Source organism: Streptomyces sp. I05A-00742, from assembly GCF_013055795.1.
In the GTDB taxonomy this organism is placed as follows: Bacteria; Actinomycetota; Actinomycetes; order Streptomycetales; family Streptomycetaceae; genus Streptomyces.
Genome location: NZ_JABETO010000012.1, coordinates 86,712 through 112,303, shown reverse-complemented (window position 1 = coordinate 112,303; position 25,592 = coordinate 86,712). Strand labels below are relative to the sequence as shown.

Annotated in this window: 29 protein-coding genes and 1 pseudogene; 14 read left to right on the top strand and 16 right to left on the bottom strand. The window is 71.0% G+C overall.

What is annotated here, in order from left to right; all coding sequences use genetic code 11:
• Window positions 1-138: 138 nt before the first annotated feature.
• The 3 genes from HN013_RS32995 (at window position 139) to HN013_RS14590 (ending at window position 2,774) form a co-directional block, all read left to right on the top strand.
• Entirely contained in the window at window positions 139-324 is a 186-nt protein-coding gene (locus HN013_RS32995) for a hypothetical protein (protein ID WP_249375011.1), read from the top strand.
• Between the two features lie 559 nt (window positions 325-883).
• Window positions 884-2,461 (top strand): hypothetical protein, encoded by a 1,578-nt coding sequence (locus HN013_RS14595; RefSeq protein WP_171166556.1) that lies wholly within the window; start codon window positions 884-886, stop codon window positions 2,459-2,461.
• A gap of 4 nt (window positions 2,462-2,465) precedes the next feature.
• A complete protein-coding gene (locus tag HN013_RS14590; protein ID WP_171166555.1) occupies window positions 2,466-2,774 on the top strand; it encodes a hypothetical protein in 309 nt (102 codons plus the stop codon).
• A gap of 251 nt (window positions 2,775-3,025) precedes the next feature.
• Here the strand turns inward: HN013_RS14590 and HN013_RS14585 are convergent, their stop codons facing one another.
• A complete protein-coding gene (locus tag HN013_RS14585) occupies window positions 3,026-3,778 on the bottom strand; it encodes a helix-turn-helix domain-containing protein (RefSeq protein WP_171166554.1) in 753 nt (250 codons plus the stop codon).
• Between the two features lie 223 nt (window positions 3,779-4,001).
• Between HN013_RS14585 and HN013_RS14580 the strand changes: the two genes are divergently transcribed.
• The 3 genes from HN013_RS14580 to HN013_RS14570 all read left to right on the top strand — a co-directional run bounded on the left by HN013_RS14580 (window position 4,002) and on the right by HN013_RS14570 (window position 5,692).
• Window positions 4,002-4,670, top strand: coding sequence for a DUF4097 family beta strand repeat-containing protein (locus tag HN013_RS14580; RefSeq protein ID WP_171166553.1), 669 nt, complete (start codon window positions 4,002-4,004; stop codon window positions 4,668-4,670).
• Window positions 4,671-4,834: 164 nt separating this feature from the next.
• On the top strand, window positions 4,835-5,044 hold the full coding sequence (locus tag HN013_RS14575) for a hypothetical protein (protein WP_171166552.1): 210 nt from the start codon (window positions 4,835-4,837) through the stop codon (window positions 5,042-5,044).
• 99 nt (window positions 5,045-5,143) lie between these two features.
• Entirely contained in the window at window positions 5,144-5,692 is a 549-nt protein-coding gene (locus tag HN013_RS14570) for a hypothetical protein (protein ID WP_171166551.1), read from the top strand.
• 245 nt (window positions 5,693-5,937) lie between these two features.
• On the opposite strand, the gene HN013_RS14565 is transcribed toward HN013_RS14570, so the two are convergent.
• Complete coding sequence (locus tag HN013_RS14565; RefSeq protein ID WP_171166550.1) at window positions 5,938-7,119, bottom strand: GDSL-type esterase/lipase family protein; 1,182 nt, start codon at window positions 7,117-7,119, stop codon at window positions 5,938-5,940.
• A gap of 395 nt (window positions 7,120-7,514) precedes the next feature.
• Here HN013_RS14565 and HN013_RS14560 point away from each other — a divergent pair, with 395 nt between their 5' ends.
• Complete coding sequence (locus HN013_RS14560; RefSeq protein WP_249375010.1) at window positions 7,515-8,051, top strand: hypothetical protein; 537 nt, start codon at window positions 7,515-7,517, stop codon at window positions 8,049-8,051.
• A 637-nt stretch (window positions 8,052-8,688) separates the two neighbouring features.
• Window positions 8,689-8,847 (top strand): annotated as a pseudogene (locus HN013_RS32990) (ATP-binding protein); the annotation flags it as partial.
• Window positions 8,848-8,852: 5 nt separating this feature from the next.
• Here HN013_RS32990 and HN013_RS14555 read toward each other — a convergent pair.
• Window positions 8,853-9,839, bottom strand: coding sequence for a pentapeptide repeat-containing protein (locus HN013_RS14555; RefSeq protein WP_171166549.1), 987 nt, complete (start codon window positions 9,837-9,839; stop codon window positions 8,853-8,855).
• A gap of 287 nt (window positions 9,840-10,126) precedes the next feature.
• Window positions 10,127-10,903, bottom strand: a complete 777-nt coding sequence (locus HN013_RS14550) for an SDR family oxidoreductase (RefSeq protein WP_171166548.1) — start codon at window positions 10,901-10,903, stop codon at window positions 10,127-10,129.
• Between the two features lie 87 nt (window positions 10,904-10,990).
• On the opposite strand from HN013_RS14550, the gene sigJ reads away from it, so the two are divergent.
• Window positions 10,991-11,902 (top strand): RNA polymerase sigma factor SigJ, encoded by a 912-nt coding sequence (gene sigJ, locus HN013_RS14545; protein ID WP_171166547.1) that lies wholly within the window; start codon window positions 10,991-10,993, stop codon window positions 11,900-11,902.
• Between the two features lie 7 nt (window positions 11,903-11,909).
• On the opposite strand, the gene HN013_RS14540 is transcribed toward sigJ, so the two are convergent.
• Window positions 11,910-13,427 (bottom strand): IucA/IucC family protein, encoded by a 1,518-nt coding sequence (locus tag HN013_RS14540; protein ID WP_171166546.1) that lies wholly within the window; start codon window positions 13,425-13,427, stop codon window positions 11,910-11,912.
• Window positions 13,428-13,469: 42 nt separating this feature from the next.
• Between HN013_RS14540 and HN013_RS14535 the strand changes: the two genes are divergently transcribed.
• On the top strand, window positions 13,470-15,104 hold the full coding sequence (locus tag HN013_RS14535; protein ID WP_171166545.1) for an IucA/IucC family siderophore biosynthesis protein: 1,635 nt from the start codon (window positions 13,470-13,472) through the stop codon (window positions 15,102-15,104).
• A 56-nt stretch (window positions 15,105-15,160) separates the two neighbouring features.
• On the opposite strand, the gene HN013_RS14530 is transcribed toward HN013_RS14535, so the two are convergent.
• From HN013_RS14530 to HN013_RS14505, 6 genes are all read right to left on the bottom strand, one after another.
• A complete protein-coding gene (locus HN013_RS14530) occupies window positions 15,161-15,658 on the bottom strand; it encodes a cupin domain-containing protein (protein WP_171166544.1) in 498 nt (165 codons plus the stop codon).
• A gap of 517 nt (window positions 15,659-16,175) precedes the next feature.
• Entirely contained in the window at window positions 16,176-17,285 is a 1,110-nt protein-coding gene (locus HN013_RS14525; protein ID WP_171166543.1) for an acyl-CoA/acyl-ACP dehydrogenase, read from the bottom strand.
• Between the two features lie 196 nt (window positions 17,286-17,481).
• Window positions 17,482-18,429: a hypothetical protein gene (locus tag HN013_RS14520; RefSeq protein ID WP_171166542.1), complete on the bottom strand. Its 948-nt coding sequence runs from the start codon at window positions 18,427-18,429 to the stop codon at window positions 17,482-17,484.
• Window positions 18,430-18,912: 483 nt separating this feature from the next.
• A complete protein-coding gene (locus HN013_RS14515) occupies window positions 18,913-19,995 on the bottom strand; it encodes a hypothetical protein (protein WP_171166541.1) in 1,083 nt (360 codons plus the stop codon).
• Window positions 19,996-20,223: 228 nt separating this feature from the next.
• Window positions 20,224-20,412, bottom strand: a complete 189-nt coding sequence (locus tag HN013_RS14510; RefSeq protein ID WP_171166540.1) for a DUF397 domain-containing protein — start codon at window positions 20,410-20,412, stop codon at window positions 20,224-20,226.
• A complete protein-coding gene (locus HN013_RS14505) occupies window positions 20,409-21,221 on the bottom strand; it encodes a helix-turn-helix transcriptional regulator (RefSeq protein ID WP_171166539.1) in 813 nt (270 codons plus the stop codon). The genes HN013_RS14510 and HN013_RS14505 overlap by 4 nt, the downstream gene beginning before the upstream one ends.
• A 98-nt stretch (window positions 21,222-21,319) precedes the next feature.
• Here HN013_RS14505 and HN013_RS14500 point away from each other — a divergent pair, with 98 nt between their 5' ends.
• Window positions 21,320-21,535 carry a hypothetical protein gene (locus HN013_RS14500; RefSeq protein WP_171166538.1) on the top strand — a complete coding sequence of 72 codons (216 nt, stop codon included), beginning with the start codon at window positions 21,320-21,322 and terminating at the stop codon, window positions 21,533-21,535.
• Window positions 21,532-21,744 carry a DUF6255 family natural product biosynthesis protein gene (locus HN013_RS34135; protein ID WP_398979641.1) on the top strand — a complete coding sequence of 71 codons (213 nt, stop codon included), beginning with the start codon at window positions 21,532-21,534 and terminating at the stop codon, window positions 21,742-21,744. The genes HN013_RS14500 and HN013_RS34135 overlap by 4 nt, the downstream gene beginning before the upstream one ends.
• On the opposite strand, the gene HN013_RS32985 is transcribed toward HN013_RS34135, so the two are convergent.
• On the bottom strand, window positions 21,719-21,868 hold the full coding sequence (locus HN013_RS32985) for a hypothetical protein (RefSeq protein ID WP_249375025.1): 150 nt from the start codon (window positions 21,866-21,868) through the stop codon (window positions 21,719-21,721). The two genes, HN013_RS34135 and HN013_RS32985, sit on opposite strands and share 26 nt — an antisense overlap.
• 693 nt (window positions 21,869-22,561) lie before the next feature.
• Between HN013_RS32985 and HN013_RS14490 the strand changes: the two genes are divergently transcribed.
• Window positions 22,562-22,993: a VOC family protein gene (locus tag HN013_RS14490; RefSeq protein WP_171166537.1), complete on the top strand. Its 432-nt coding sequence runs from the start codon at window positions 22,562-22,564 to the stop codon at window positions 22,991-22,993.
• A 68-nt stretch (window positions 22,994-23,061) separates the two neighbouring features.
• Here HN013_RS14490 and HN013_RS14485 read toward each other — a convergent pair whose 3' ends face one another.
• Entirely contained in the window at window positions 23,062-23,589 is a 528-nt protein-coding gene (locus HN013_RS14485) for a transposase family protein (protein ID WP_171166536.1), read from the bottom strand.
• Window positions 23,590-23,674: 85 nt separating this feature from the next.
• On the opposite strand from HN013_RS14485, the gene HN013_RS14480 reads away from it, so the two are divergent.
• Window positions 23,675-24,166, top strand: a complete 492-nt coding sequence (locus tag HN013_RS14480) for an SMI1/KNR4 family protein (protein ID WP_171166535.1) — start codon at window positions 23,675-23,677, stop codon at window positions 24,164-24,166.
• Between the two features lie 58 nt (window positions 24,167-24,224).
• Here HN013_RS14480 and HN013_RS34130 read toward each other — a convergent pair whose 3' ends face one another.
• The 3 genes from HN013_RS34130 to HN013_RS14465 all read right to left on the bottom strand — a co-directional run bounded on the left by HN013_RS34130 (window position 24,225) and on the right by HN013_RS14465 (window position 25,528).
• The gene (locus tag HN013_RS34130) at window positions 24,225-24,641 is read right to left on the bottom strand and encodes a Tn3 family transposase (RefSeq protein WP_398979703.1); all 417 of its coding nucleotides are present in this window, start codon (window positions 24,639-24,641) and stop codon (window positions 24,225-24,227) included.
• 145 nt (window positions 24,642-24,786) lie between these two features.
• The gene (locus HN013_RS14470) at window positions 24,787-25,047 is read right to left on the bottom strand and encodes a hypothetical protein (RefSeq protein WP_171166533.1); all 261 of its coding nucleotides are present in this window, start codon (window positions 25,045-25,047) and stop codon (window positions 24,787-24,789) included.
• Between the two features lie 199 nt (window positions 25,048-25,246).
• A complete protein-coding gene (locus HN013_RS14465) occupies window positions 25,247-25,528 on the bottom strand; it encodes a hypothetical protein (protein ID WP_171166532.1) in 282 nt (93 codons plus the stop codon).
• Between the last annotated feature and the right edge of the window lie 64 nt (window positions 25,529-25,592).

Below are 25,592 nucleotides of genomic sequence, written 5' to 3'. Positions count from 1 at the left end.
ACCGCTACCCGGCCCTGAGGCCCGGGTACCGCCCCTGGTGCGTCGTGGTCCGCTGGCCGTCGTCCAGCCTGCCCGGCATGAAGGGCTACGAGAGGATCAGAGACCGGGCGCATGCGATGAGCGCCGAGGGTCAGGGCCATGCCCCGTACGTCATCGGGCATCTGCTGGGGGCTACTTGGATTCGGAGCGGACCGACCCCTCGGGCCCGACTGGCTCTACCGCGGCAGCCGCCGCACCCGCCTCCACCCCTCGGGCGCCCACTCCGACTTCCTCCGCCCGGAATCGGCTCATCTGCTGCTGACCCTGGCAGAACGCTCCCGCTGACCGGGAACGCATCCTGCACCTTCTGACCTGGGCTTTTTCGTGTGCGGGTGTGGTTTGGTCCGGGGTCTTGACTCTGGGCGAATGAGGAGCAAACTGGACATACACCAGCCAACGGTGAGAGCCGCACCGTCGATGGAGACGTTCATCGGCCCGAGTGACCCCCATCTCGTCGACTGGCCAGGCCCCCGGAAAGCACATGCCCGGGATCGGGATCATGGGTGACGGCCCAGATCAGCGGTCCGGTGTGGAGAGCGCCGGGGGCTGACGTGTGTCCGGGGGATCTTGGGCGATCTTGAGTGATCTTTCTTTGGGCCTCCTGGGTCTTCTGTGGTTTCCGATGCTGTAGATAGTGTCGTGGGGTATGGCGCAGGGGGCGCTGAAGAGGGAGTGCCCAGTGGGGCGTCGGCCGTGGCTCGTGTACGTCGGGCCGTTTGTGGCATTGGTCGTTGGGGCGGGGCTGGCCGGGGTCGGTGGTCTGCTCGTCGAGGCGGCGGCGGGTGTCGGGAGTCCGGATCCTGCGGCGCCCTCGTTGAAGAGGCTGTTTCTTTCCGCGGTGGGCGTGTCCGGCTTCGTTTCGGTCTGGGCCGTCGGTTCGGGCTTCGCGCGGGCGGTCGCCGCACGGTGTCGGGGAGCCGCGCCGGTGCGGGTGGTGGGGGAGGTGCTGCTGGTCGCGTTCGGCGGGGCGGTCTGTGGGGTTCTGGCGGCGGCGGTCGGTGTGCGGAGTGTGGGTGGCTGGGTGGTTCGGCGGGGGCTGGTCCCCGGTGGGTTCACCGTGCCGGTCGTGGCGGGGCCGTTGGTGATCGCGGCGGGTGTCGGGGTCGCTGTTGCCGTGGCTGGGGCCTGTGTGGCTGCCGTCCGAGGGGTGGCGGGGCTCAAGTGGCTGCGTCTCGGGCGTCTGTTGGCGGGCGTCGTCCTTCTCGCGGTGGCGGCCGCGGTGCCGGTCCTCCTTGCCGTGAGGCCTGAACCACTGCTCCGGCAGACGCTGTTGGGCGAGCCGCGCAATCTGTCGGTCTGGTTGCTGATGTGGGAGCTTCTGGTCATCGGCACGGTGGTGGTGATCGCCCGGCCCTCCGCCCGGCGGGCCGTGGTCTTCTCGTCGGCGACGCCCGCGTTCCTCGTGGTGGCCCTGGCCGGCAGCGTGGTGGGTTCCGCCGTCGTGTTCGCCGAGGCGCGCGACGGGCAGACGCGGGCGGTGCTGCGGGCCGAGTACGTCGTCGAGACGGACGGTCCGGACGGTCTTCCGCCCGATGAGGTTGTTGAGGGGTTGCGGGAGTTGGGGGGAGCGCGCGGCGGGCTGCACACGACCACCGTGGCCGGTACCCGGCTGTCCGCCCTCGGGAAGCGCGGTGACGGGCGGGGAGGGCCGGTGACCGAGGCGACGGCGGTCGACGGGGACATCACCCGGGCCTGGGACCTGCCGGTCGAGGCCGGTTCTCTCGCGGAGCTCAAGGGGCCGGGGACGGTGGCCGTCTCCACCCGGCTGGCGAAGGCCCGGCACTGGCGGGTCGGTGACCGCCTTCCCGTCCGGCTGGCGGACGGTACTGCCACCGGTTTGAGGGTGGTCGCCGTCGTGCGTACCCCGTTGGTCCTGTCCGAAGTCCTCGTCCCGCAGGCCGTGGTGGCGGATCACGACCGGTCAATGCGGGCCACCGCGTCCTACATCTCGCACGATTCCAACTCCTTCGTCTCGGTGCTGTACGGGATGGAGGAGCACGGTGAAAGTGGTGCGGGGGGCGTCAGGATGATGTCCGCCGACGAGTGGACGGGCGGCAGTGGCAGTCCGCGCAACCGCTATCTGTGGACCGCCCTTGTCGTGCTCCTCGGGCCGGCAGTGCTTTCCGCGCTCATCGCCGTCGTCACCACCACCGCGGGCCTGTCCGTCAGGAAGGCGGTCCTTGTGATGTCGGTGGCCGCTGCCTCGGGCACGTTCGTCACGTTTGTGACGCAGACGGTGACGGCCTGGCTCTGCAACCGGTGGGTCGACGGGGCTGCCGTGCCCGTCGTTCGTGGGGTGCCGTGGTCCGTGACGGTACCGACCGCCGTGGCGTGCGTCCTCCTCGCGCTGCTCGCCTCCTTCGTCGCGGCTCGGCTCTCCGGGAGGGGACGTGAAGGGGAAACGGCGCTTCCAGGACAATGAGCCCATGGCAACAGACGGGGTGAACGGCGTGAACGATGCGGACGATGCCGGCAAGGCGGACGGCGTGAACGGTACGAGCGGCGGGGGCGGGAAGAAGGGGGCGTCGGCGGACGACACCGATCTCGCCCTGTGTATGTCCCTCGGGCTGTCGATCGGTCTCGGCCTGGGGCTGCTCGTGTTCGACAACATCGGCCTCGGTCTGGCCCTGGGGCTCGGCTTCGGGGTGACGGTGGGCGTGGCCCGCCGGACGCGGCGGCAGCAGCAGCGGCAGCAGCGGGAGGCGGGGTCCAAGGGGGCTGCCGGGTCCGAGTGAGCTGTGGGGCTCAGGGGGCGGACGGGGAGGGGCGCAGCGGTCGTTACGCGGCGTCGGGCGTACGCGTGCGTCACCGCTCCCCGTAGCGGCCCCGGGCGAGCAACGGCAGGTAGGAGGTCATGCCGTCAGGGTCGTCGGTGCTGGGAGCGGGCCGCGTTTGCCTGGGGGCGCTGGCCGGCTCCCCCGAGTGCTGGAAGAGCGGATGGTAGATCGTCCCTTGGCTGTGACCACCGAGGTGGCCGGCCTATCCGTCAGCGGTCCGAGCTCGGCCGGGCTGCGGCGTCTGAGGCCGTTCCGGGCTTCGTGTAGAGGACGTCGCGGGCCTGCTCGGCGGCGCGGGTGATGCTCTCGGAGACGAAGTCGAGGAAGCGGGCGATGTTTTCGAGGCGGACGCCGGCCGGGGTGCCGGGGCCGAGAGTGCCGACGCCCTGCCGTGCGATCTCGACGAGGTGGGCGGTGGACCGGGCGCTGGCCACCATCGACTGGTACCAGATGTCGTCGTCGACGATGTAGCGCTCGCGGCGGCGTTCGTCGCGTTCCCGGCGGACGAGGCTCTGGCTTTCGAGGAACGCGACCGCTTTGGAGATGGACGCCGGGCTGACCTGGAGGTGCTGGGCGAGTTCGGACGCCGTGAGGCTGCCGGTGTCGGTGAGGGTGAGGCAGGCCAGCACCCGGGCCATCATCTTGGGCACGCCCGAAGCCATGAGGACGGTGGTGAACGTCTCCTCGTACTCCCGCACGGCTTCGGCGTCGCGCCCGTGGGCCTGCGGGGGCGTCTTCGGGTCCCGGGGCGCGGGCTGCCTGCGGCGGTGAGCGCGACGTTCGGTGGCGCGGTGGGCCAGGTCGGCGCGGTATGCGGTGGGGCCGCCGTTGCGCATGACCTCGCGTGTGATGGTCGAGGTCGGGCGGTCGAGGCGCCTGGCGATCTCTGCGTAGGCGAGGCCGTCGGCCAGTCCCAGCGCGATCTGCTGGCGTTCCTGCTGGGTGAGTCTGCCTCCCGGCATCGCGCGCTCCTTTGTGGTCCGTGGTGTCGCCAAGCATAGCGTTCACTTTCGAGTCGTTGCAACGAAGTGGGGTGGCGTTGTTGCGTTAGTCGTGAAGTCGTTGCAACGAATTTATGGCTTCTACCTGCGGAAACGATGAATTGACGCAACGGTGGCGTTGTCAGATCTGTGAAGGCAACGTAGCGTTTTCCTCATCGGAAACAACGAGCTCAAGGAGAGCACAATGCAGAAGTTCGACACCTCCGCCCCCGTCTCGGCCGTCCTCGACATCCCCGCCGGACGCATCCGGTTCATCGCCGCCGACCGGGCCGACACCACGGTCGAGGTCCTGCCCGCGGACGCCTCGAAGAGCCGCGATATGAAGGCGGCGGAGGAGATCGCGGTCGCGTACAGCGACGGTGTCCTGCGGGTCGACGCCGCGCCGGTGAAGAACCGGATCGTCGGCAGCTCCGGATCCGTTGAGGTGACCATTCAGCTGCCTGTCGGCTCCAGCGTCGAAGCGAAGGTGGCCAGCGCCGAACTCCGGGGCGTCGGACGGCTCGGCGACGTCGCCTTCGAGGGCGCGCGGGCCTCGGTGAAGCTCGACGAGACCGCGGGCGCCCGTCTTGTCCTCCTGTCCGGCGACGTGTCGGTCGGCCGCCTGGGCGGGTCTGCCGAGATCAGCACCCAGAAGGGCGACATCAACATCGCCGAGGCCGTGCGCGGCACGGTCGCGCTGCGTACCGAGCACGGTGAGATCGCGGTCGGCGCCGCCCGCGGAGTCTCCGCCTCCCTGGACGCCGGCACCGGCTACGGCCGGATCCACAACGCGCTCAAGAACGCCGACGGCACCGTCGACCTGGACATCCACGCGACCACCGCCTACGGCAACATCACCGCCCGCAGCCTCTGAAGGCGGGAGCGTCAAGTCTCGTACGGGGCGCGTGCGCCGGTTGAGAGTGCGGAAGGCGGCGCACGCGCGCACATGCGGAATGGCACTTGTCGAGCAGGGGCAGACCGGCAGCGCGGTACCCCGATCGGAGGCTCCGAATGCCCCGGCCGCAGGAGGAGTTCACGATGAAGCGCGTTCACCGCGTCCTGGTCACGGCCGCCGCCACCGTTCTGCTCGGAGTGGGCGGAGTCGCCCTGGCGGCCCCGGCCCAGGCGGAGGCCGATGTGAACCTTCTGGGCGGTGTCGCCACTGTCGGGATGAACGGTGTCGTAGAGGTGCGGGTTCTGGGGGCGACCCTCGTGAACTTGAACAACCCGTTGAACGGGGTTGTCTGAGCCGTCCGGTTTCCTTCCCCGGCCGTTGCCGGGGGCCGGTGTCCAGGCGATGATCACGTCTCGTATCGAGCCGATCACGCAGAGGACTGGAGACCGGACATGGCATTCCGCACCGCGTACCGCGCCCTCGCCACCACCCTGGCGACCGCCGCCCTGAGCCTCGCCGTCGCCCAGGGCGCGCCCGCGTCCGCCGCGTCGCAGCAGGCGGCGCCGACAGCGTCGGTAGTAACGGCGGCATCGGTGGCATCGGCGATACCGGCGTCCGCGGCGCCGGGTACTGCCGCTCCCTCCGCGCCCGCCGCCGACGACAATCCCTTCCGCGCCATGGAACTGGACGGTCTGAAGGCGGAGTACCGGTTCATGTGTCCGGCCGGCCACTGTGTGGGCTACTGGTCCCTCGCCCTCACCGAGGACCGCCTCAAGCGCACCTACAAGGGCGGCGATTTCTTCACCTACGCGCCCGCGACCGGCGAGTTCGGCTTCTTCCTCGACACCGACATCGCCCGGCGCACCGTCAAGGACCCCCGCCAGGTGCGCATGGTCGACAGCGACTTCCTCCGGACCCACCCCCGCGTCGAGGTCCGCTACGGGAACCCGGACCGGCCCCGGAAGGCCGCGGTCGTCGCCACGGCCACTACGTGGATGTAGTCGCTGACGTAGCCCTGGGCATGAGTGCGTGGGGCGGCATTGCCGTCGGGCATCCGGCCCTTTCGTATCGGGCCCGTTGGGCCTGGAGCGGCTGGCTACGGTGAGCGGGGGGCGGGCAGGCCGGGGCGTCTGCCGCGGGTGCGTCGGGGCCCGGCTTGCGTGTGGGTGTTCCTGGGTTGGCGTCTGCGGGAAGTGGTGGATCTGGGCGCCTCCCGGTGTGAAATGTCCGGTAAGTGCGCCCTGATCTACCGGAAGGAGCCCGAGGGAACCTCCGCCCCGAACACCCCGCCCTCCCCGAACACCCGCTCCGCGAACCGCTCGCCGATCCGCCGGTGACCGGCCGGATCCGGGTGCAGCCCGTCCGGGAGCGGCAGTTCGGCGAAGTCCTGCTCGCCGTAGAGCGAACGGCCGTCGAGGTAGTGCAGGTTCGGGTCGGTGGCGGCACGTTGCGCGGTGATGCGCGAGAGCTCGTCGCGGATGACGTTGAGCGTCAGCCGTCCCGCGGCGCGGTCCGCCGGGTCGCCGAGGGGCTTGAAGCGCAGGCTGGAGCCGTCGAAGTCGGGGGCGAGGGGGCCCGGGGTGTCCTCCTGGAGAGGGCAGAGGACGGGGGAGACGACCAGCAGCGGCGTGGCCGGGTGCCCCTCGCGGATGGTGTCGAGGAAGCCGTGGACCGCCGGGGTGAAGGCCCGCAGGCGCATCACGTCGGCGTTGACCAGGTTGATGCCGATTTTCACGCTGATCAGGTCCGCGGGGGTGTCCCGCAGGGTGCGGGCGAGGAACGGGTCGAGCAGCGCGTTGCCGCTCAGCCCCAGGTTGACCAGTTCCACACCGCCCCGCGCGGCGGCCAGCGCCGGCCAGGTGCCGGTCGGGCCGTCCGCGCTGGAACCGTGGCTGATCGAACTGCCGTGGTGCAGCCACACCCTGCGGCCGCGGTCCGGCACCGCGTCCACCTGGGCGTCGGTGCGGAGGGCGATCAGCTCGACCGTCTCCACCTGCGGCAGCCAGATCTCGACGTCCTTCTCGGTGTCGGAAAGACCGTCGAACCGGAGGGTTCCGGGCACACCCGGCGTGGTCACCGAGGTACCCGTGGACATGTCGACGGTACGGACGTTGCCCCCGGGCACACCGGCCCGGCCGGCCGGAACGCCGTCGACGACGAGCTCGTACACGCCGTCCGGCGGCGTCGGAAGGCCCTGGTAGACCCGCTTCGTGGGAAGGACGTCCAGCTCGACGGCGGTCGCCCGGGTGCGGAAGGCCAGCCGGACGCCGGAAGGCTGGGACTCCGCCTGTGCCAGGCCCGCGTCGGGAAACTGCTCCCGCACCCAGGCGGGCAGCCGGTGCGGCAGTACGCCGTGTTCTGTGCGTTCCAGGTCGAGCGCGCCGCGCAGGATGCGGGGATCGATGGGGGTGGTGATCCAGTCGGTCACGGCGTCAGTCTCCTCAAGAGGGCGAGAGAGGTTTCAAGAGGGCAAGACGGCACAGAGGGCAAGGGGTGGGGCGGCCCCCCGACCTTCCGTTCCGCCCGCGCCGGCCGGTCCAGGCCCAGTCCGCCACGTGGTCCGGCTCCGCCGCCTCCGCGAGCGGCGGTTGAAGCGCGAAGCGGTGTCCGCCGTCGGGCCGGACGGCGCCGAAGACGCGGTCCGTCACGTCCGGTGCCGCCCGGAGGGCTGCACCCGGTCCCGCGCACCTGCCCATATGCCTGTCATGACGGATGACGCTACCCGCCCTCACCTGCCGGTCCTCTCGCCGCTCCGCCGCACGGCGGAGGCGATACCGCCGCCAGGAGGAGGTCGGGCGCGCGGCCGCACGGGAGTCTTGAGACGTGACGACGATCAGCACCGCGCCCCCGGCCCCCCACCGCACCGAACGCCCCGTTCCCCGGTGGGCAGTCCGCATCGCCCATGCCATTCCCCTCCTCCTGCTCCCGCAGTGCCTCTGGCGGCTCCCGTTCGCGCTCCGCTTCGAGATGGGGCTCGACCAGCCCGGGAGCATGCCCAACTACTGGATCTCCGTCCCCTACGTTCTGACCCTGAGCGTGATGACCGAGCTCCTGGCCCTGCTCTCCTTCGGGCTGGTGCGCGGCTGGGGCGAGGTCGTCCCCGCGTGGGTCCCGCGCATCGGCGGGAGGCGGATCCCGCGGTACGCGGCCGTCATCCCGGCCGTGATCGGCGGGATCGGCGTAACGGCGTTCTGGCTGCCGACGCTGCTCGCGTGGTGCGGGATCGGGAGCGGTACCGGCTATGACAGCACGGGGTGGATGATCCTGGCCCGGGTCTGCATCGCCCCGGGCATGCTGTGGGGGCCGCTGCTGCTGCTCCTCACCTGGGCCTACTGGCGCCGTCGCCGGCCCCAGGGTTGAGCGGCCCGGCCCGGCCCGGCCCGGCCCGGACTGGCCCGGACTGGCCCGGGCTGGCTGCGGGGGCCCGGCCCGGCCGGGTCTCACACCGGCGGCCGCGGGTCGTACTGGAAGCCCCGCCGCACCCGCCGCACCCGCCGCACCCGGCGGGTGCGGCGGGTGGACGAGGTCAAGGGCTCTGTCGATCTCCGCGGGATGCCGGCGGAGGTGATGACGTCGCCCCGCCCCGCCCCGCCACCTGATCTGATCAGGTGGCCCCGGCCTCCAACCTCTCGGCGAGCGCACAGAGTTCGTCCTCGACGTCGTCCCAGTCCGGTCGTGCCTCCAGAGGTTGTCCGCCACCTCGCGCAACAGGACGGGCCCACCGGACCGTTGCAGCAGCACCAGCCGACAGGCGAGCTTCCGGATCCACACCGGCAGGTGGCCGCCGGCCAGGTGTGAGTGTGTGCCAGCGCGCACAGCATGGCCAGACGAAGTAGCGCTCTTCAAACGGTTGACGCACGGTTCCACCGCGTTGCGTCTCCTGTGGAGGGACCAGTCGATGGCTGGCGGACGGGCGTCTTGGCTGGTGCGCCGGAGGTGGTTGTGGGGCTGGTCGGACCGTTCGGGATGGTGTGGCGGATGCCGCGCTGTCGGAGCCAGGCCGATGCGACCGGGCGGCGGCCGGGGCGGGGGCGTGGCGGCGTTGTTCGCCGGCGACTCGGGCATGGGCAAGCCGATGTCGGCGGAGGTCCTCGCGGCGGACCTGGGCCTGGACCGGTACACGGTGAACCTTGCGGCGGTCATCGACAAGTACCTGCGCCGTCAGGGCTTCGCTCCGCATGCCTCCTCGCATGAACGGAAAACGGCCCTGATCATCTCGCTTTCCTCTTCGCTTCTCGCGAGGTCACTCTCATGCCAGATCCCGGCATCGCGCTCCGGATTGATCCAACGTGACTGCCTTTCGAGGAGTGCAGCCGCCCGCTTCCCGTTCTTGCCCGGGAGAAGTCTCAAACGTTCAGGAGCAGTGCGCATGACACAGGGGTAACACGACACTCTGATGTACTGACTTCCCTCAGGCAGAGAAACTCCCTTGAGGTCCAGCCCGCGAAACTCCACGAAACGGAGCATGCATGCCGACATGTCCACTCGATCCATAGGGTTCGGCTCGACCGAGTCACTCCTCGGTGGCAGAAACCAGAAGATTGTCCCGTTCAAATCTCCCGCGAAACGGCATTTCGTAAAATGGGCGGACCGGAAATCGAGACCGTCCACATCTGCACCGCTGAAGTCACAGCCCTCAAATTGCGAATAACTGAAGAAGGAAGTCTTGAGGTCGGCCCGACTGAGGTCGACACGCCTGAACGCAGTGACCTTCCCTTCGTTCCATGTGCCGAGATGGCAATCCTGAAGGATAGCCCCCTCGAAAGACGTGTCCGTGACGCGGAGATTCCACGCCCTCCAATCTTTGCATCGCGCATCAGTGAATCGACAGTCCTCGATGCGAGAGTCCATAAACCTAAAATCGGCCAGCACGCCACCCGAGAAGTCGATCCCCTTCCACTCGCAGGCGCGCACCTCTCGAAGTTCCGACACCTCCTCCACGGCAAGGCCACCGGCACTCACGCCCGCAAGCGACCCCGGTCCGCCACCGATCCGTATACCCCGAAGATCCAACCGTCCGTCATGCCGAGGCAAAGGCAACGCATCAAGCTCGCCGTCAGGATCCAGCAGAGCCGACAATGCCCAGCGGGCAAGCTCCTCACCTTCCGGTGTCAACCACCGATCAACCATCTCCTGACGCCCCGTCATCCTTCTCCTGCTCCTTTCTTTGATCCACTTCCCGCCGATTCCGACGCGGCGGGGGCATGCGTGGCCATCGTCCGCTTCTTCGCCGCCACGTCTGCACCGACGCGGCGGAAGCCCGGGGCCACGGACGCCGGCGTCTTCACCGGGGCCGTGCAGCGCTGGGCGACGAGCCGGGCCGGCTTGAAGCCACGGCGCGGCCCCGCGCCCCCCACGACAAGACTTCCGAGTCCTACAGGCGGCCGCCACCGTCGCATCACTCCTGATGCAGGCGTGGCAACTGAAGACAACTCCTAGCCCGCCACCCGCTCCGCCAGGAACTCCTCCCACGTCCGCACGCCCGTCGCAGCCCCCTCCAGGGACAGGTTCTCCGCGGCGCGGTACGCCTGCCCGGCCTTCCCCGGCATCCGGACCGGCATCATCAGGCGGTGCTTGCCCCGCGCGGCGAGGTAGCCGCGGCTGAGCTCGCCCATGCCGTACACCTTCGGTCCGGCCAGGTCGGGCACCAGGCCAGCGGGTTCGGCGAGGGTCAGTTCGACGAGGCGCTCGGCGACCTCGCGCACGTCGACGGGCTGCATCCGGAGGCCGCCCGGGACGGGGACCACGGGCATCTTGGACATCGTGCGCACCGCTTTCAGGACCAGGTCGTGGAACTGGGCCGCCCGGAGGGTGGTCCATGGGATCCCGGACTCGGCCACGGCCTGCTCGGCGCCCAGCTTGGACCGGAAGTAGCCGAGCGGGACCTTGTCCGCCCCGATGACCGAGATGTGGACGAAGTGCCGCACGCCGGCCTGCCGGGCGGCTCGTACGAGGGTGCGGGTCGCCTCGTCGTCGCCTTTGGGCCCGCCCGCGAGGTGCAGGACGGTCTCGACGCCGTCGAGGGCCGCGACGAGTGCCCGGCCCGCGTCGTCGTCCTTGAGGAGGTCGCAGGCCACGTACTCGACGCCGTCCGCCGTCTCGCGGGCGTTCCGGCTGAGGACGCGTACGTCGCGGCCGGCCTCCCGCAGGAGGGGGACGACGTGGGTGCCCAGCGTGCCCGTGCCGCCGGTGACGAGGATGGGGGACGTCATGACTGCTCCTGTTGGTCGGGGTCCGGTCGCGTCGGCCGGTTGTGGTGATCTACTTCTCTGACCCGCCCCGAGGAAGGAATGTGACAGGTGGACGAGGACGAATTTCTGGCCGCCCGTTTCGAGGAGCACCGGAGCCATCTGCGGGCGGTCGCCTACCGCATGCTGGGCTCGGTGGCCGAGGCCGACGACGCCGTCCAGGAAGCCTGGCTGCGCCTGAGCCGTACCGACGTCAGCGAGGTGGAGAACCTCGGCGGCTGGCTGACGACCGTCGTCGCGCGCCTCTGCCTGAACGGGCTGCGGTCACGGGAGCAGCGCCGCGAGGACCCCCTCGACGTGCCGATACCCGACCCGATCGTCAGGCGGGAAGGGGTGGTCGACCCCGAGCAGGAGGTGCTGCTGGCCGACTCGGTCGGGCTGGCGCTGATGGTGGTACTGGAGTCGCTGTCCCCCGCCGAGCGGCTGGCGTTCGTCCTGCACGACATGTTCGCCGTGCCCTTCGACGAGATCGCCCCGCTGATCGAACGCACCTCGGCCGCCACCCGGCAGCTCGCCAGCCGGGCCCGCCGCCGCGTCCAGGGTCAGGCACCGACGCCCGACCACGACCTCGCCCACCAGCGCAAGGCCGTCGACGCGTTCTTCGCCGCGGCGCGCGACGGCGACTTCGACGCCCTGGTCGCCGTTCTGCACCCCGACGTCGTCCTGCGCTCCGACGGCGGCGTCGGCCGCGCCCGCCGGACGGCTGTCCTCCACAGCGCGCGGACCGTGGCGTCGCAGGCGGTCACCTTCTCGAAGCTCTCCCCGTTCGTCCGCCCGGCGCTGGTCAACGGCGCGGCCGGCGTCGTGGTCGCCGTGAACGGGCGTCCGATGTCCGTCATGGCCTTCACGGTCACCGACGGGCTGATCGTCGCCATCGACGTGCTCATGGACGCGGACCGCCTCGGCCGCCTCGACCTCGCGGGTCTGGAGAAGGTTGATGGGGGCAGCAGGGACCGTAGTTGACGGAGGGTCAGGGGACCGGGTTCGGCAGCCGCGTCCACAGCGCGGCCCCGCCCCCCGCCTCCAGCCGCATCAGGGTGAGTGCCTTCGCGGGCAGCGGCTCGGTGCGCAGGGCCCGGACCTCGGGCGTCAGGGGGAGGTCCCGGGTGGCCGCGTCCAGGACGGCGCCCAGGGTCGCCGCGTCCCCGGCCGCCGGCCCCAGGGCGCCGGTGACCAGGCAGCCGACGACCTGGCGGCGGAGCGCGGCCGGGTCGTCGTTCAGCAGGCGGCCGGTCACGTCCGGGGGCGGGACGCGGTGGCGGGCCAGCCGGGCCGGGCTGACGCGGATGTCGGCGAGGTCGCGGTAGACGAGGCGCCGGGCCCGGCCGTCGGGGCCGACGACGGCGAGGAGGTTCTGGCCGTGCGCCTCCAGGGCCACCCCGAGATCGAGCAGGTCCAGACAGACGCCGATGGCCAGCCGTGCGAACTCCACGCACCGGGAGAATCGTTCCTGCGGCCCGTAGGGGGCGAGCAGCGCGGGCAGGGCGGCCACCGGAACGACCTGTTCCCCGGCCGCCGCGTCCGCGTACGCGTACGGCGACTCGCGCAGCATCGCCGCCAGGTCCGGCGTCCCCGCCCCCGCGGCAGCCAGCGTGCGCGCGATGTGCAGACGGCCGCCGAGGCGGTCGGCGACGCGGGCGACGAAGTCGGACGTGGCGAGGGCGTGAGTGACGGAGTACGCCGAGATGTCCCGCACGGCTGACGTGAGTTGCGCGCTCACCGCCGTCTTGATGTGAACGCCCCGCCCCACCCCGGGTACGTCGAGCGTGCGCAGGGACAGCAGGGGGTGGGCGGACGGACCGTCCCGGAGCGGCCGGTCCGGCAGGACGTGCTCGGCCTGCCACGGGTGGACGGGTATCAGCAGCGCGCCCCCGTCCCGCAGCCCGCGCGGCCACGCCCCCGCCACCGCCGTACCCTCCACCGCGGCCAGCCGCAGCCCCACCACCGGCCGGTGCTCCGGCGCGTACGCCAGCTGCTCGGCGGCCGAGAAGCCGGGCCGGGAACGGCAGTTGGGATGGTACGGATGGCCGTCGGTGGCCCGCTGCTCCCACTCCCACGGGTGTTGTGGCGGCCCGACGGGCCATGGGGGAGCCGTCCGTGACAGGGCCAACGACGCGACGCTGTGGTCGAGTTCGGCGGCGAACCGCCCGCCCCCCGGCACTCCCAGCGCCGCCAGCAGCTCCGCCGGGTGGTCGTACGGCGAACCGTCCAGGTCGAGCCCGGTCACCGAGGCCGACGTCGCCCAGGGGTCGGAGGGCGGCCCGTGCAGGCGGCGGCCGTCGGCGAGGCGCAGGGTCAGGCCCTCACGGTCGGCCGTGCGGGCCGCGATCCAGGGCAGCGGCTCGTGGACGAACCCGCGCCAGAGCCGGGTCAGCACCGCGGCCCGGGCGCCCGGGAGCGCGGCGGTGTACGCCGGCACCAAGGCGGGGCGGACGGCTTCCAGTTCGGCGGCGAGGGCCCGCTCGGCGGTGGTACGGCACACGCGCATGTCCTACCGCAGGGGAACACCCTCCACACATACTGATGGTCGATGAATGCATTCACCAGGGCCGCTGACGCGCTGGCCACGACGCCGCTGCTCAACTGCCTGCTCCGCGAGGCCGCCGATCCGGCCGCCGATCCGGCCGCCGATCCGGCCGCCGATCCGGCCGCCGATCCGGCCGGGGAACTGGCCCGGGAACTGACCGGGGAGCCGGCCGCCGGACGCGCCGTCCACCGGCTGCGCGTCAGCGGCCGGCTGCTCCGCGTCCGCCCCGGCCACCGCCCCACCGATCCCGAACTGTGGACCGGCCGCACCTGGCGTCCCCTGCGTCACGCGGGACTCGTCGATCTCGCCGTCGAGGAGATGCACGCCGCCACCGGACTGCCCAACCCCGCCCTGCCCGGCGAGATGGCCGACAGCCGCGCCGCGGTCGAGGCCGTCCTCGCCGCCCGCGCCCGGGCGGCACCGCCCGACGACCCCTGGATGCGGTCCGAACAGGCGCTGGTCATGGGCCATCCCTTCCACCCCGCGCCCAAGGCGCGCAGCGGCGGCGGTCCGCCCGCCGCCTGGCTGCGCTACGCGCCGGAGGCGTACGCCCGGTTCCCGCTCGTCCTGCTGGGCGTGCGCGAGGACGCGGTCGTCGAGGACGGCGACACCCGCGCCCTGGACGCCCTGGGCGAGGCCCCGCCCGGCTACCGCCTGCTCCCCGCCCACCCGTGGCAGTTCGAACTGACCTGCCGAATACCGGAGATGCGCACCGCCTTCGCCGACGGCCGCCTCGTCCGGCTGGGCACCACGCCCCTCCCGGCCCGGCCGACGGCCTCGGTGCGCACGGTGCACGTACCGGGGAACGGTTCCCCGGCCGCCACCGATCTCTTCCTGAAGTTCAGCCTGGAAGTCCAGATCACCAACGACGTCCGCCGTATGCGCCGCCACGAACTCCACCACGTCCGCCGCACTGACCCGCTGGTCACCGCCGCCTTCGCCGCCCTGGACGGCCCGGCCGCCTGGCTCAGCGAGCGCGGGTACCGCACGGTCGACGGCCTCTTCGAGACCTGCGCCGTCCTCGTCCGGGACGGTCTGACCCGCCACCTCGTCCCCGGCTCCACCGCCGTCCTGGCCGCCGCGCTCGCCGAGGGCTTCGACGGCAACCCCCTCGACCGGATCACCGATCCGCTGCCCTGGTGGACGGCGTACGTACGGTGCGTCGTCCCGCCCGTCCTGGAGGCGTTCGCCCGGTTCGGCGTTGTCGTGGAGTGCCACCTCCAGAACACCCTGGTCGCCGTGGACGCACAGGGCACACCCGTCCAGGCCGTGTTCCGCGACGCGGAAGGGGCCAAGGTCGTCCCCGACATGCCCCGCGCGGCCGCCTGGCGCCGTCTTGTCTACTGCCTCGTCGTCAACAACCTCACGGAGGTCTCGGGCGCCCTCGCCCACCGCTTCCCCTGGGCCGCCCCCGCCCTGTGGGCCGTGGCGCGGGAGGAGTTCGAACGGTACGAGGGGCTCCCGGCCCTCCCGGAGACCGGCGGCCTGCTCGCCTCGCCCACCCTTCCCGGCAAGGCCAACCTGCTCTCCCGCTGGATCGGCGCCGACGGCACCGACCCCCGCTACCTCCCCGTCCCCAACCCCCTCGCCGACCACTCCCGCACCGCACCCGACCCACCGGGGGTCCCGACGGTCTGACCCTGCCCGGGTGTTGAGCTTGTGGGCTTGTGGGCGCTCGCGAGGTTTGTGGGTGCTCAGCTCGCCGCGAGCGCTTCCCGCCACACCGGGCTGTCCACGTAGTGGTTGTCGAAGCGCTCCGACGAGTCCTTGATCTCCTGCGGGCTCGCCTCACCGCGCATCACCCGGCCCAGCAGCCGCAGGTAGTCGAAGCGCGCCATACCGGGCGTGAACGCGAACAGGACGTCCGCCTCGTGCCCGGGAGCGGCGGCGAAGGCGTGCGGGGTGTTCGGCGGGACGAGCAGGAAGTCCCCGGCGTTCAGCACCGTGATGTCCTCGTTCACCAGCACGCGCAGCGAGCCGTCGATGACGTAGAACATCTCGGCCGCACGGGTGTGGAAGTGCGCCGGTGCGCCGACGGCGCCCTTGGCGAAGGTGGAGCGGTAGCTCGTGAGCAGACCGCCGGTCGTGTCGGAGTCGGCCAGCAGGGGCATGACGCTGCTGGGGTCACTCGCGGTCTCGGCCTCGGCGGCACGGGTGAGCAGGGGGGTGAAGTCGGTGTTGTCGCTGGTCATGTGCGGTGCTCTCCCTGGTGCTGCGGTGCGTCTGCCTTGTTGTGAGTACCACTCTATGAGGTGGAAAGACCTGGAGGAGGGTGCAATTCCGTAACGGAATCGTGGGTCAATCTGCAAGGGTCGCGGCGTGGGTGCGCGCAGCGTGGGCGCGGGAGGCGTGGGCGCGAGGTGGGCGCGAGGTGGGTCCGGTGTGGCTCCGTTGTGACTCCGTTGTGGTGGATGAGGGCGCCCGTCCGCCCGGAATGCCCCTTTTTTGCGCCCCGATTGACCGGTTCGAGGTCCCGCCGGTAGTGCTCCAGGATTGAACGCCAAGGGCACTGGCAGAGTTCAGAGCGGGCAGCGGGCAGCGGGCAGCGGGCGGCGGGCAGCGGTGAGCGAGGGGCGGGCAGCGGTGAGCGAGGGGCCTCGAAAGACTCGGCGCCGCCACCCCTAAGGGCAAGCACGGCGGCCGGCCAGCCGGCCGGACGTCGTCGGCCGGCCGCCGTCAGGTGGTGGTCCGGGCGGGAACGCCCGGCGGTCAGGCGAGGGCGAGTGGCCCGCCGGCCAGGTACGCCGCCAGCGGGCCGGTCATCGGCTTCCGTGCCGCCGGATGCCGCTCCAGTGCGTTGGCGCGGTCGGCGAGCCGGGCGACCTCGTCGGAGGCCGTGGTGCCGAGGCCGCCGAGGAGTTCGACCGTGCGCGGGACGATTCGGGAGAGGGCGTCCTGCACGCTGTACCGGACGTACAGGGCGTGGGCGAGCGTGGATTCGTCCGGGCCGTCGTCGTCGAGGTGGCGGGCGATGCCCTCCGCGGCCGACATCGCGCCCTCGACCTCCACCAGCAGCCCGACCCGCTCGGACTCGGGCACCCGGTCGTCCCGCAGCACCCGCTCGACCAGCGCGGAGGCGGCCCCGAGGCACCCGCCCGTGGCCAGCAACTGGAACCAGGCGAAACCCGCGGTCAGCGGATCCGGCCGCCCGTCGGCGGCCGAGGCCGTCACCACCAGCTCCGGGGCCACCAGGACATCGTCCAGGGTGACCCGCTCGTCGTCCGTCCCCGCCCCGTCGACGCTCACCCCCTCGCTCTCCGCCGGTACCAGCGCCACCGCCGGTTCCTCGCCCGGGCCGCCGTCCGTCCGGGGCGTCATCACGCCGACGACGAGCAGATCCATCGCCCCGGCCAGGCCGCACGTGCGCGTCACCCCGCCGATCCGCAGCCCGTCGGCCCCCACCGTCGCGGTCGTCACAGGGGCGAGGATCCCGGCACCGGGACGCTCCTCGGCGAAGCCGAACGCCACAAGGCGGTTGTCGGCGGCCACCCCCTCGACCAGCATCCACTCCGGGTCACGGTCGCCGGTGACCTGAGCGAGCAGGGCGGCCGTTGAGAAGTGGTGCAGGGCACTGGCCGCGGCCAGCCACGGCGCCCTGGCGCCCAGCGCGCGCTGTACCCGCAGAGCCTCCACGGCGGTGGCCCCCAGCCCCCGACGGGCGGCCGGCACCAGCAGCCCGGGGCAGCCGCTGTCGCGGAAGAGTACGAGGCCCGGACCGTCCGCGCCCTCCAGTTCCGCGAGCGGCACCGCCCGCAGGCTCTCGTCCAACCCTGGTAACAGCCGTGCCACAACGGCGCGTTCGCGCTCCAGGAAACGCATGTCCTCCCCCACCCCCTGCGGGCCGGGCGGCCCCGGAAGGCAATGTACTCGGGCTCAACCGGCGGGGTGCCCGGTTCCGTCCGTACCCGCGCCGGGCCGCCGCCGGATGCGCCCTTGGCGTTCAAACCTGGAGCAATACCGGTGGGACCCCAGAGTCTCGGCCGGGAGAGCCTGATCGCCCAGCCATCGGTCACGGTCAGGCTGACGGCCGACCGTCAGCGGCCCACTTCCGGTCACCGGTCACCTCACGTGCGACGCGTCGCCACCGCACCTCTCCGCCCGGCAGCGGCCAGGCCCAGGTGCGCCGTGGCGCCGTGGGCAGTTCCCGGAGGCGGCGGGCAAGGGACGGTCCCGCGACGGCGGCGCCGTCCGGGACCGCGGAGCCATGGACGGCGCGGAGCCCGGCGAAGCGGGCCAGTTCGGCCTCGTAATCGTGCACTGCCAGCCGGGTGCCCGCGGCCACCTCGTCGCTCGGTGCGGTGCGATGCAGCTGCAGCAGCGGCGGTACGGCCGACTCGGAGATCGACGCGGCGAGCCGCGCGTGACCGTCCAGGATCAGATGGCAGTCCAGGCCGCTGACCCACCACAACAGGACGGGCGGAAGCACACCGTCGTGGACTTGCTTGCGGTACGCCTTGACGCGGGCGTCGCCCACGTCGGGCATCCGCCGCAACGGAAGGATCTCCCACGAGCCGGAATGCTCGAACCAGTCGATGTATCCGTCCGGATGACCTTCGACGAGCAGGGAGGTCCAGTACTCGGACGGCGGCAGGCGGTTGTAGTTCCAGCGGAGAAGCGGGCTCTCTTGTGAGAGCAGCCATCGGCCGTCGTGCAGACGGCTGCCTGGTGAATCGAGCAGGTGCTGCGCGAAGCGGTAGGCCCAGCGGTCCGGGTGGCCGGCCAGAGCCCGTGCCGTCCCGGCACGCAACGGCGGGATGACGGAGCGGTACGCGTCAGTGCGCCAGAACTCGACGCCGCACTGGTCCTCGTCGACAGCGGCAAGGAGCACCGGCCGCGACTGCTGGGCGAGAAGCAGCCGCCGCTCGGCGCTGAACAGGCACAGGTCCGGTTGGCGGCGCGACTCCACATCCAGGGACAAGCCCGTCCACGTGCCGTCGTCCCGAGTGATGTCCGTGCGCCGCATGCCGAGACGATAGAGGGTGCTCGCGGTCGACCGCGCAGTTGTTTCCGGGAGCACCCAGGCGCTCCGTCCTGCGTACGGGGCGTCGGCCGGGGCCCCGCCCACCGGATTGCAGGCTTTTGCCTCGGGAACCGGTGGTGTCGTCGGCGCCGTTCAGGCCGGAGTCGAACTGCCGCATGCTGCACGTCGCGGTGTCCACACCGGTCCCGAAGAGCTGCTTGTTGAGCTGCTGCGGGCCGTCATTGAACGCGTTGCCGTCGGTGTGGGCCGGCACCGCGCCGGAGCAGGACCCCGTGTCCACGGCGGCGGTACCTGCCGTGGCCCGGCCCGTGGCGCCGGTCGGCAGCGCGCCTCCCGCGGCGAGGGCCACCGCACGCGTGGACTTCTTCGTGATCCTCATCCCATCTCCCGGATGCGGCCCGGCATCACCCGCCGGGCAGGTTGCCCCGGAGACAGGTCGGGCCGGTCGTGGTAACGGCATGCAATTCAACGCCGTCGGGCCGCAGTCCGGTTGTCGCGGAGGGTGCTTCGCAGGTCCTGGAGGAGGTTGGCGAAGGCTGCGGCGGCCTCCGGGTCCTCAGAGGCCTCCGGGGTCTCCGGGGTGGTGTGGGTGGACGGGTCCACGCCCCGGCAGACGCGGCACAGTCCGCCGGGGAGCGCCGCCGGGGGCCCCGGGGTGCGGCAGTCCGTGCACTCCATGATCCGACGGGGTACGGGCGCGGGCGCCGCCTCCAGTACCGGCTCCGGCGGCAGCTTGTCGACCAGCCGCCTGCGCGCGAACGCCCCCGGACTGTGGACGCCCGGCGGCAGCCCCCGCGTGAGCTCCCGGACGATCTCCTGGGCCGACACCCGCCGCGCCAGCCACTCGGCGGCCAGCGGCTCCAGGGCCGCGCACTCCGCCGCCGAGAGCGTCATCCGGGGGTCGGTGCGGCCCACCGAGGCCAGCGCCTCGTACGCGGGCGAGCGCCTCGTCGGCGCGGTGCGCCGGGGGTGACGGGCGGGGGACGGGGCGGGTACGGCCGGGGGGCGCGGGGCCGGGTCCTCCTCCGGCTCGGGGGCCGGGGCCGGGGCCGGGGTCGGTTCCGGCTCTGGCTCCGGTGTCGGTTCCGGCTCGGGCTGCGGCTCCGGCTGCGGCTCCGGTGTCGGTTCCGGGTGGGAGGTTGACGCATCGGGGGCCTGTGGGACGTCCTCCGCCAGGAACGCCGACCACCACGCGTCGTCCCGCGCCGTCCGCGAGAAGAACGTCCGCGACACCCACTGCGTCCGCTCCTCGCTGACCCGCTCCCGGAATCGCCGCAGGTGACCCGCCTCGGAGAGGTGGTTCAGCGCCTTGCCCACCGCCTGCTGGCCGTAGCCCGCGATGCTCTTCGCCAGCGTCTTGACGTCCATGGCCGCGCCCTCGGGCAGCCGGTCCACGTACGCGGCGATCGCCGCCTCGCGGGCGGGCAGGTGGGCGAAGTCCGTTCGAGAGCGGGGCGCTTGATCGGGTGCGAAACGCTTTCCGTACCCGGGAGCGGCCATGTGCGGCGCGGGCGGGCAGGGGGCAGCGGTAAGGTGAGCGGCAGCCATGAAGATCCTTGGTCGATCTTGGTGGTCAGACCCCCGCTCGGTGCGCTAACACCGGCCGGGGGTCGCTTTGTTGCTGCGCACGCTACACGGCGCTGGCGCGCCGTGGCGACTCGATCACAAATGGTCATTTTCGCGTGCGCATACGCGAGTTGGGAGGGTGGGTGGGTTTTCACCCACCACCCATTCCTTGGAAAGAGCGCTCGGGTCTCGGCGCCCGGATCCCGAGTCTCAGGTGGCGGACTCGGAGGGTATGGCGGCTATGAAGGTGGCCCAGGCGGGCCCGTCGAATGCGAGTTGGGGATCAGGGCCGAGCTTCGAGTCCCGGACGTGGATCGCGTGCGGGAGGCGCGACGCCTCCAGGCAGTTGTTCCCCGATCCGGTGCTGTAACTCGATTTGAACCACGTTGAATCGTTCACAGTTCGTCAGCCAACTTCCTGATGAAGTGCGCGGATTCCTCCGCGCTCAGCGCCTGCATGCGGAGCCGCCCGAGGCACTGCACGAACGAGCTGACCGTGCCCGGGTTGCTGTGCAACACCTGGGTGTTCAAGCCTTCAACATAGGCCAGTTGTTGGTGCTCTGCTGACTCCACTACCAGCAAAGGACCGGTGAGGGCAATGGAGAGCACCCGGTCTGCGGGCAGGATCTGGACGGAGACGTTGGGCCGGTCGGCCGCTTCCAGTAGGTGCTGCAGCTGTCGCTTCATGCCCTCGCGGCCGGCGACCCCGGAGCGCAGGGCCGCCTCGTAGATGATGAAGCTGAACAGTGCGTACGGCTTGGCGGCCAGCTTCTCCTGGCGCTTCAGCCGCCGCGCCACGCGCAGCTCGACCTCGTCGTCCTCCACGGGCGGCCAGTGGGTCGAGATCAGTGCTCTTGTGTATTCCTCGGTCTGCAGCAGTCCGGGAATGAGGAGCGGTTCGTATGAGGACAGGGAGATGGCCTCGGCCTCGGCGTCCAGGAACTCCTGCAGGTGGGTGCTCTGCTCCTCGGGGTTGAGATAGCCCAGCGCGGCGAGCAGCAACCCGCCCGCCCCACACATGTCATCCGCCACCTGGAGAAGCCTGGGCGTCGGCCTCCGCCGCCCCTGTTCCATGGACTTGACGGTTTCGAGTTCGTAGCCCGCTTCGCGGGCCAGTTCCTCGCGGCTGACGCCCGCTCGGAACCGCCACAGCTTGACCTGGTTGCCGCAGTACCGCCAGTTCGGTGGCAATTGTGCGCCGGCTGCCATGACCCGCACCCCTCCCGGTGGCCGACCAAGGGGTGACCCACACCCCCGTCCCTAAATCGTGGCTTCCGAGAGTAGGGGGCCGTGACCAGGGTGGAACCGTGAGTAACCAAAACTCCCCGCTCCCGGGTGACGCCGTGGCCACACCCGACCAGGAACCGTTCTGCCTGACCTGTGCCGTACTGACCGTGGAACGGGCCGCCGCGTGGCGGCTCGGGGACGTCCGGGCGACGCAGCGGGCACTCAACACGCTGGCGAGACACCGGCTGGACGCGCACCGGCCGGAGCTGGAGGTGCATGGCAGGGCGGAGGGATGAGTGAGGGCTGTGCGCACCCGGAGGCGGGATGGGCGGTGGCGGACGGCGTCGCGACGTGCGGTGGGTGCGGGCTGCGGCGCGTCGTGGACTACCGGGCGCTGGGCCCGGCGGTGGAGCCGCCGGACGGCCGGGCGCCGCGGTGCCCGCCGCGCCCGTGCTGTCGCCGGACCGGGCCGGGGGCGCTCAGAGGCGCTTCTCCAGGAGGGTGACCGCGTAGGGGCTGCCGCGGGAGATCTCCCGGCACATGGTGCCCGGGACGGGCGCCTGACCAGCCTGGGCGACGCTGTCGCCCGCTACGGCCGGAGGCCGGGCGGCGGCCGCTGCGCGAGCCATCGGTCGGTGACGGTGAGGGCGGGCTACGGGTTCTGCACGGGTGGCCGCACGGGGTGCGGTCCGGAAAACCGTTCGCGGTCCCAGGGCACTGAGCCGAGACTGATGGGTCGATCACATCGGACAGGACGGCGTGGGACCGTTCGACGGCTTCGGGGTACGCCTCGTGCTCGGCGTGCTCGGCGAGCGCGGTGAGTTCGGCGGCGTCGCGGCCGGGCCGCTTCACCTCGTACACCGTCAGGGCGACCCGGCAGTGCGGGGCGTGCGCCTTGATCTCCCGCGCGGCTGCGAGCGCCCGCTCGAACTGCGAGCGCACCCGGACACGGGTGCTGGTCTTCTCGCTGAAGACCTTGTCCAGGGGGATGCCGTGTGTGGTGCGGGCGTCGAGCTGGGAGTCGAGTTTCCTGGGGCAGGTGTGAGCAGCGGGCGTTGCTGATGCGAATGTCCGCTCCCGGGGTGTCCTCGCCGAAGGGCATGCAACTGAACGTCTGCCTAAGGGCTGTCCCGTGACTGACCTTTGGCACGAGAGGGGTCGGCTGAGACCGGATCCTGGGTCCCACCCTTTGGAAGAGGCGCCGACCTCGGTTCGCCCCTGTGACCGCACGACACAGCAGCGGATGGCAGGGGCCGTCCTCCCGGCAACGTGTGGATCCACCCGCCCGGGGAGATGAGCAGGGCCCCTGTTATCGTGCGCCGATGTCAACGATCAAGCAGTTCCAAGTGACCTTCGACTGCGCGGAACCTGCTCGCCTCGCCGCCTTCTGGTGCGAGGTGCTGGGGTACGTCGTACCGACAGTCCCGGAGGGCTTTGCCACGTGGGAGGAGTACCACCACTCGCTGCCGCCTGAGGACGAGGTCTACTTCGCGTGCGCTGATCCCTCGGGTGTGGGCCCGCGCGTGCTCTTCCAGCGAGTTCCCGAAGGCAAGGTCGTCAAGAACCGGGTGCATCTTGATGTGCGGGTCGGCACAGGGCTCGTGGGTGACGAGCGCCTGGCCACTCTCGAGGCCGAATGCGCACGGCTGATGGCGCTCGGCGCGAAACACGTGCTGACGCAGCGCGCCGATGGCGTCAACGAGTCGTGCATCACGATGCAGGACATTGAGGGCAACGAGTTCTGCCTCGCCTGATTCTCCTCCGAGACTGCGAGGGGGGAGCCGTCTCCCGGGGACCTCTCAGGTCTCGTATGCGGCAGAAGCTATCCCGTGAGAGCAAGGTTGTGCAGTCGGGCGATGCCGAGCATGGCGTGTGGGACCCCGTCGCCCTTGAGACGGCAGTCGCGGAGGACCTTCCAGGTCTTCATGCGGGCGAAAACGTGCTCGACGCGGGCCCGGACCTGTTTGTACGAGCGATTGTGCTCGCGTTCAGCGGTGTTGTGGTCCCGGGCAGGCACCAGGGTGCCGTCGACTACCGGCACGGTGTCCTTGGCGAACCGGCGCCGAGGCCGGAATGCGATGAGCGGGCCGGCCTGGTCGATGATGCGGTTGGCCGCCGACTGCGAGATGCCGCACCATGGAACGAGTTGACGCATCGTCAGATACATGCGCCAGTAAGCGACTACCAACAGCACCCGGTCCTCCAGCGGCAGGCCCCACGGCCGCCCCTGGCCCGGGGAGCTGGCGCCCTCGCGGCGAGGCGCGGTCACCAACTGGCCGAGGACGCGCGGGCTCAGCCCGGTGAACGGGGCTGTCCAGGACGGTTCCGACGCCGTGATCACACCTGACACGATCTAGATCATTGCAGGGTGAGATCGTTTACGGGACAACCTCTATGCTCATCGCCCCGGGCGCCGTGTGGGAGGATCACCCGCCATGGACTTCGACTTTCGCGCGGAATTGGAAGAACTGGCCGAGGAAATCCGGCGAGATCCCCTGTTGGAACTGGTCGAATTCGAGGTGGGCGATCCCGTCCCCGAAGACACCATCAAGGCTGCGGAGGCCCGCTTCGGAACGCCCTTGCCGACGCAGCTGCGCCGGTTCTACCTCTCGCTCGGCAACGTCAACCTCTACTGGTGCTTCACATCAAGCCTCGACGAGGAGACCTGTCAACGCATAGCCAAACGGGACCCGTACATGATCTCGGACTCCGGGCTCTTCGACGGCGCCATCAGAATTGTGACGCTGGAGGACATGCTGTTCAATGAGGAGTTCACCATGCCTCAGCTTGAATGGGACGAAGGAGAGGAGCCGGAGTTCGACTTCGCCGGAACGGTCTACACCGACAATGAATTCAGTCGAATGGTGCGGCATTTCGACGCGGTCGACGACTATTGGGGGCCGCCGCCGGCGCCTCCTCGGACCTGATGGGCAAGTGACCAGCCACCCAGCCAGGGCACGAATCGAGAACCAACCCGGCCACTGATCACAGGTCGCCGCGGCCCGGCGTCGCCAGGCCGGCGCCTTCCGACTCTACGGGTCCGCGGCTGTTCGTCCTCACCGTCGTCGGACCCGTCGTCGTCGCGCGGGTCCCGCAGCCGCCGCAGCCTGCCAGGCGGAGCATGTCGCCCCAGTGGACGCGCATGCGGTCCAGGCGGATGGTGTGGTTCGAGGCCGGTTGAAACGGCCCGTAGTCGGCCGCGGTGTTCGTCCGCCACAACCTCGCGTCGGAGATGCCGGCGATCCGCGGGGGTGGGAGCGTGAACCGTCCGCCGTCTGCGGACGCGATCAGGTTGCCACCCCAGGCCCGCACGACGTCGATCTCCGCCTGGGCCTCGATGAACAGGCCGTTGCCCGCCGCGTTGTTCTCCGCCCGGAAGTAGCCCTGATCGACCTGAGCCAGCCGGGCCCCGGGTCAGCGCCACCACGCCCGGCCTGACGACCGGCGTCATCCCGACTTCCTTGACCAGCACGCTGCGGGTGCCCGTCCGGCAGCCGGTTGTCGGGAATCCGGGACGGCCGACGGGGGTGCGCGTTCGTGCAACCTGTCAGGGGGCGGTGACCTTGGTGGCGGCGAGCTCGATGTAGTCGATGAGGGAGTTGTTGACGGTGTGCGTCTTGGTCATGTTCTGGCGGCCTACTTGCAGGTTGTTGCCGGGCTCGGCGGGGGAGAGCAGGTAGGCGAGACCGCCGCTGATCTGGGACTCCTGCAGGTTCTTGTTGGTGTCGGCGCAGGCTGAGCCGACGGGGATCAGGGCGAACGCGCCGACGGCCAGGGCGAGGGCGGCGGTTCGGGTCAGGACGCTCATTCAGGCTTCTCCTTCAGGTGATGTTCGGGGCCGGATGGTCAGTGACGAGGGATAGGCCGATGCACGCGCCCGCCGGTCTCCGGTCCGCACGGCGGGCGCCCACAGGTGGCGAGACCGTGACCGTGGCCGCGCAAGTGCGCCAGGCCCGCCCATCGGATGGCTCAATCAACCTCAGACTTCGTTCACTTGGCTCTCTTCTTTAGCTCTTGCCTCCATGACTGGCCACGCTGGTTCCGTCGGATTGGCCCCAGTAGTCGATGAGGGAGTTGTTGGTGGTGTGAGCCTTGGCCATGTCCTGGTGAGCGATCTGCCCGCTCGCACCACTGCTGCTGCCGCCGACGAGCGACAGCACCGAAGCCGTCGGACCCTTTCGCATGGAGTCCTGCTGGTTCTTGTTGGTGTCCGCACTGGCGGCCATGACGGGGGTCAAGGCGGCCACCGTCACGGCGATAACGGCGGTGCGGGTCAGGAAGTTGGGCATCGGGGGCTGCACTCTTTCTCCGAACTTGCAGGGGGCGCGGCTGCAGGGCGAGGTCGCGCCGGGA

What these genes read in the sequence shown, in the direction of transcription:
- HN013_RS14575 (WP_171166552.1), top strand. Translation starts at nt 4,835, where the DNA reads ATGAAGCGCGTTCACCGCGTCCTGGTCACGGCCGCCGCCACCGTTCTG.
- HN013_RS14490 (WP_171166537.1), top strand. Translation starts at nt 22,562, where the DNA reads ATGTCAACGATCAAGCAGTTCCAAGTGACCTTCGACTGCGCGGAACCT.
- HN013_RS14480 (WP_171166535.1), top strand. Translation starts at nt 23,675, where the DNA reads ATGGACTTCGACTTTCGCGCGGAATTGGAAGAACTGGCCGAGGAAATC.
- HN013_RS14465 (WP_171166532.1), bottom strand. Translation starts at nt 25,528, where the DNA reads ATGCCCAACTTCCTGACCCGCACCGCCGTTATCGCCGTGACGGTGGCC.
- HN013_RS14580 (WP_171166553.1), top strand. Translation starts at nt 4,002, where the DNA reads ATGCAGAAGTTCGACACCTCCGCCCCCGTCTCGGCCGTCCTCGACATC.
- HN013_RS14570 (WP_171166551.1), top strand. Translation starts at nt 5,144, where the DNA reads ATGGCATTCCGCACCGCGTACCGCGCCCTCGCCACCACCCTGGCGACC.
- HN013_RS14590 (WP_171166555.1), top strand. Translation starts at nt 2,466, where the DNA reads ATGGCAACAGACGGGGTGAACGGCGTGAACGATGCGGACGATGCCGGC.
- HN013_RS14540 (WP_171166546.1), bottom strand. Translation starts at nt 13,427, where the DNA reads ATGCGCGTGTGCCGTACCACCGCCGAGCGGGCCCTCGCCGCCGAACTG.
- HN013_RS14470 (WP_171166533.1), bottom strand. Translation starts at nt 25,047, where the DNA reads ATGAGCGTCCTGACCCGAACCGCCGCCCTCGCCCTGGCCGTCGGCGCG.
- HN013_RS14550 (WP_171166548.1), bottom strand. Translation starts at nt 10,903, where the DNA reads ATGACGTCCCCCATCCTCGTCACCGGCGGCACGGGCACGCTGGGCACC.
- HN013_RS32985 (WP_249375025.1), bottom strand. Translation starts at nt 21,868, where the DNA reads ATGGCTCGCGCAGCGGCCGCCGCCCGGCCTCCGGCCGTAGCGGGCGAC.
- HN013_RS14515 (WP_171166541.1), bottom strand. Translation starts at nt 19,995, where the DNA reads ATGGCTGCCGCTCACCTTACCGCTGCCCCCTGCCCGCCCGCGCCGCAC.
- HN013_RS14525 (WP_171166543.1), bottom strand. Translation starts at nt 17,285, where the DNA reads ATGCGTTTCCTGGAGCGCGAACGCGCCGTTGTGGCACGGCTGTTACCA.
- HN013_RS14555 (WP_171166549.1), bottom strand. Translation starts at nt 9,839, where the DNA reads ATGACGGGGCGTCAGGAGATGGTTGATCGGTGGTTGACACCGGAAGGT.
- HN013_RS14535 (WP_171166545.1), top strand. Translation starts at nt 13,470, where the DNA reads ATGAATGCATTCACCAGGGCCGCTGACGCGCTGGCCACGACGCCGCTG.
- HN013_RS32995 (WP_249375011.1), top strand. Translation starts at nt 139, where the DNA reads ATGCCCCGTACGTCATCGGGCATCTGCTGGGGGCTACTTGGATTCGGA.
- HN013_RS14585 (WP_171166554.1), bottom strand. Translation starts at nt 3,778, where the DNA reads ATGCCGGGAGGCAGACTCACCCAGCAGGAACGCCAGCAGATCGCGCTG.
- HN013_RS14520 (WP_171166542.1), bottom strand. Translation starts at nt 18,429, where the DNA reads ATGCGGCGCACGGACATCACTCGGGACGACGGCACGTGGACGGGCTTG.
- HN013_RS34135 (WP_398979641.1), top strand. Translation starts at nt 21,532, where the DNA reads ATGAGTGAGGGCTGTGCGCACCCGGAGGCGGGATGGGCGGTGGCGGAC.
- HN013_RS14505 (WP_171166539.1), bottom strand. Translation starts at nt 21,221, where the DNA reads ATGGCAGCCGGCGCACAATTGCCACCGAACTGGCGGTACTGCGGCAAC.
- HN013_RS14530 (WP_171166544.1), bottom strand. Translation starts at nt 15,658, where the DNA reads ATGACCAGCGACAACACCGACTTCACCCCCCTGCTCACCCGTGCCGCC.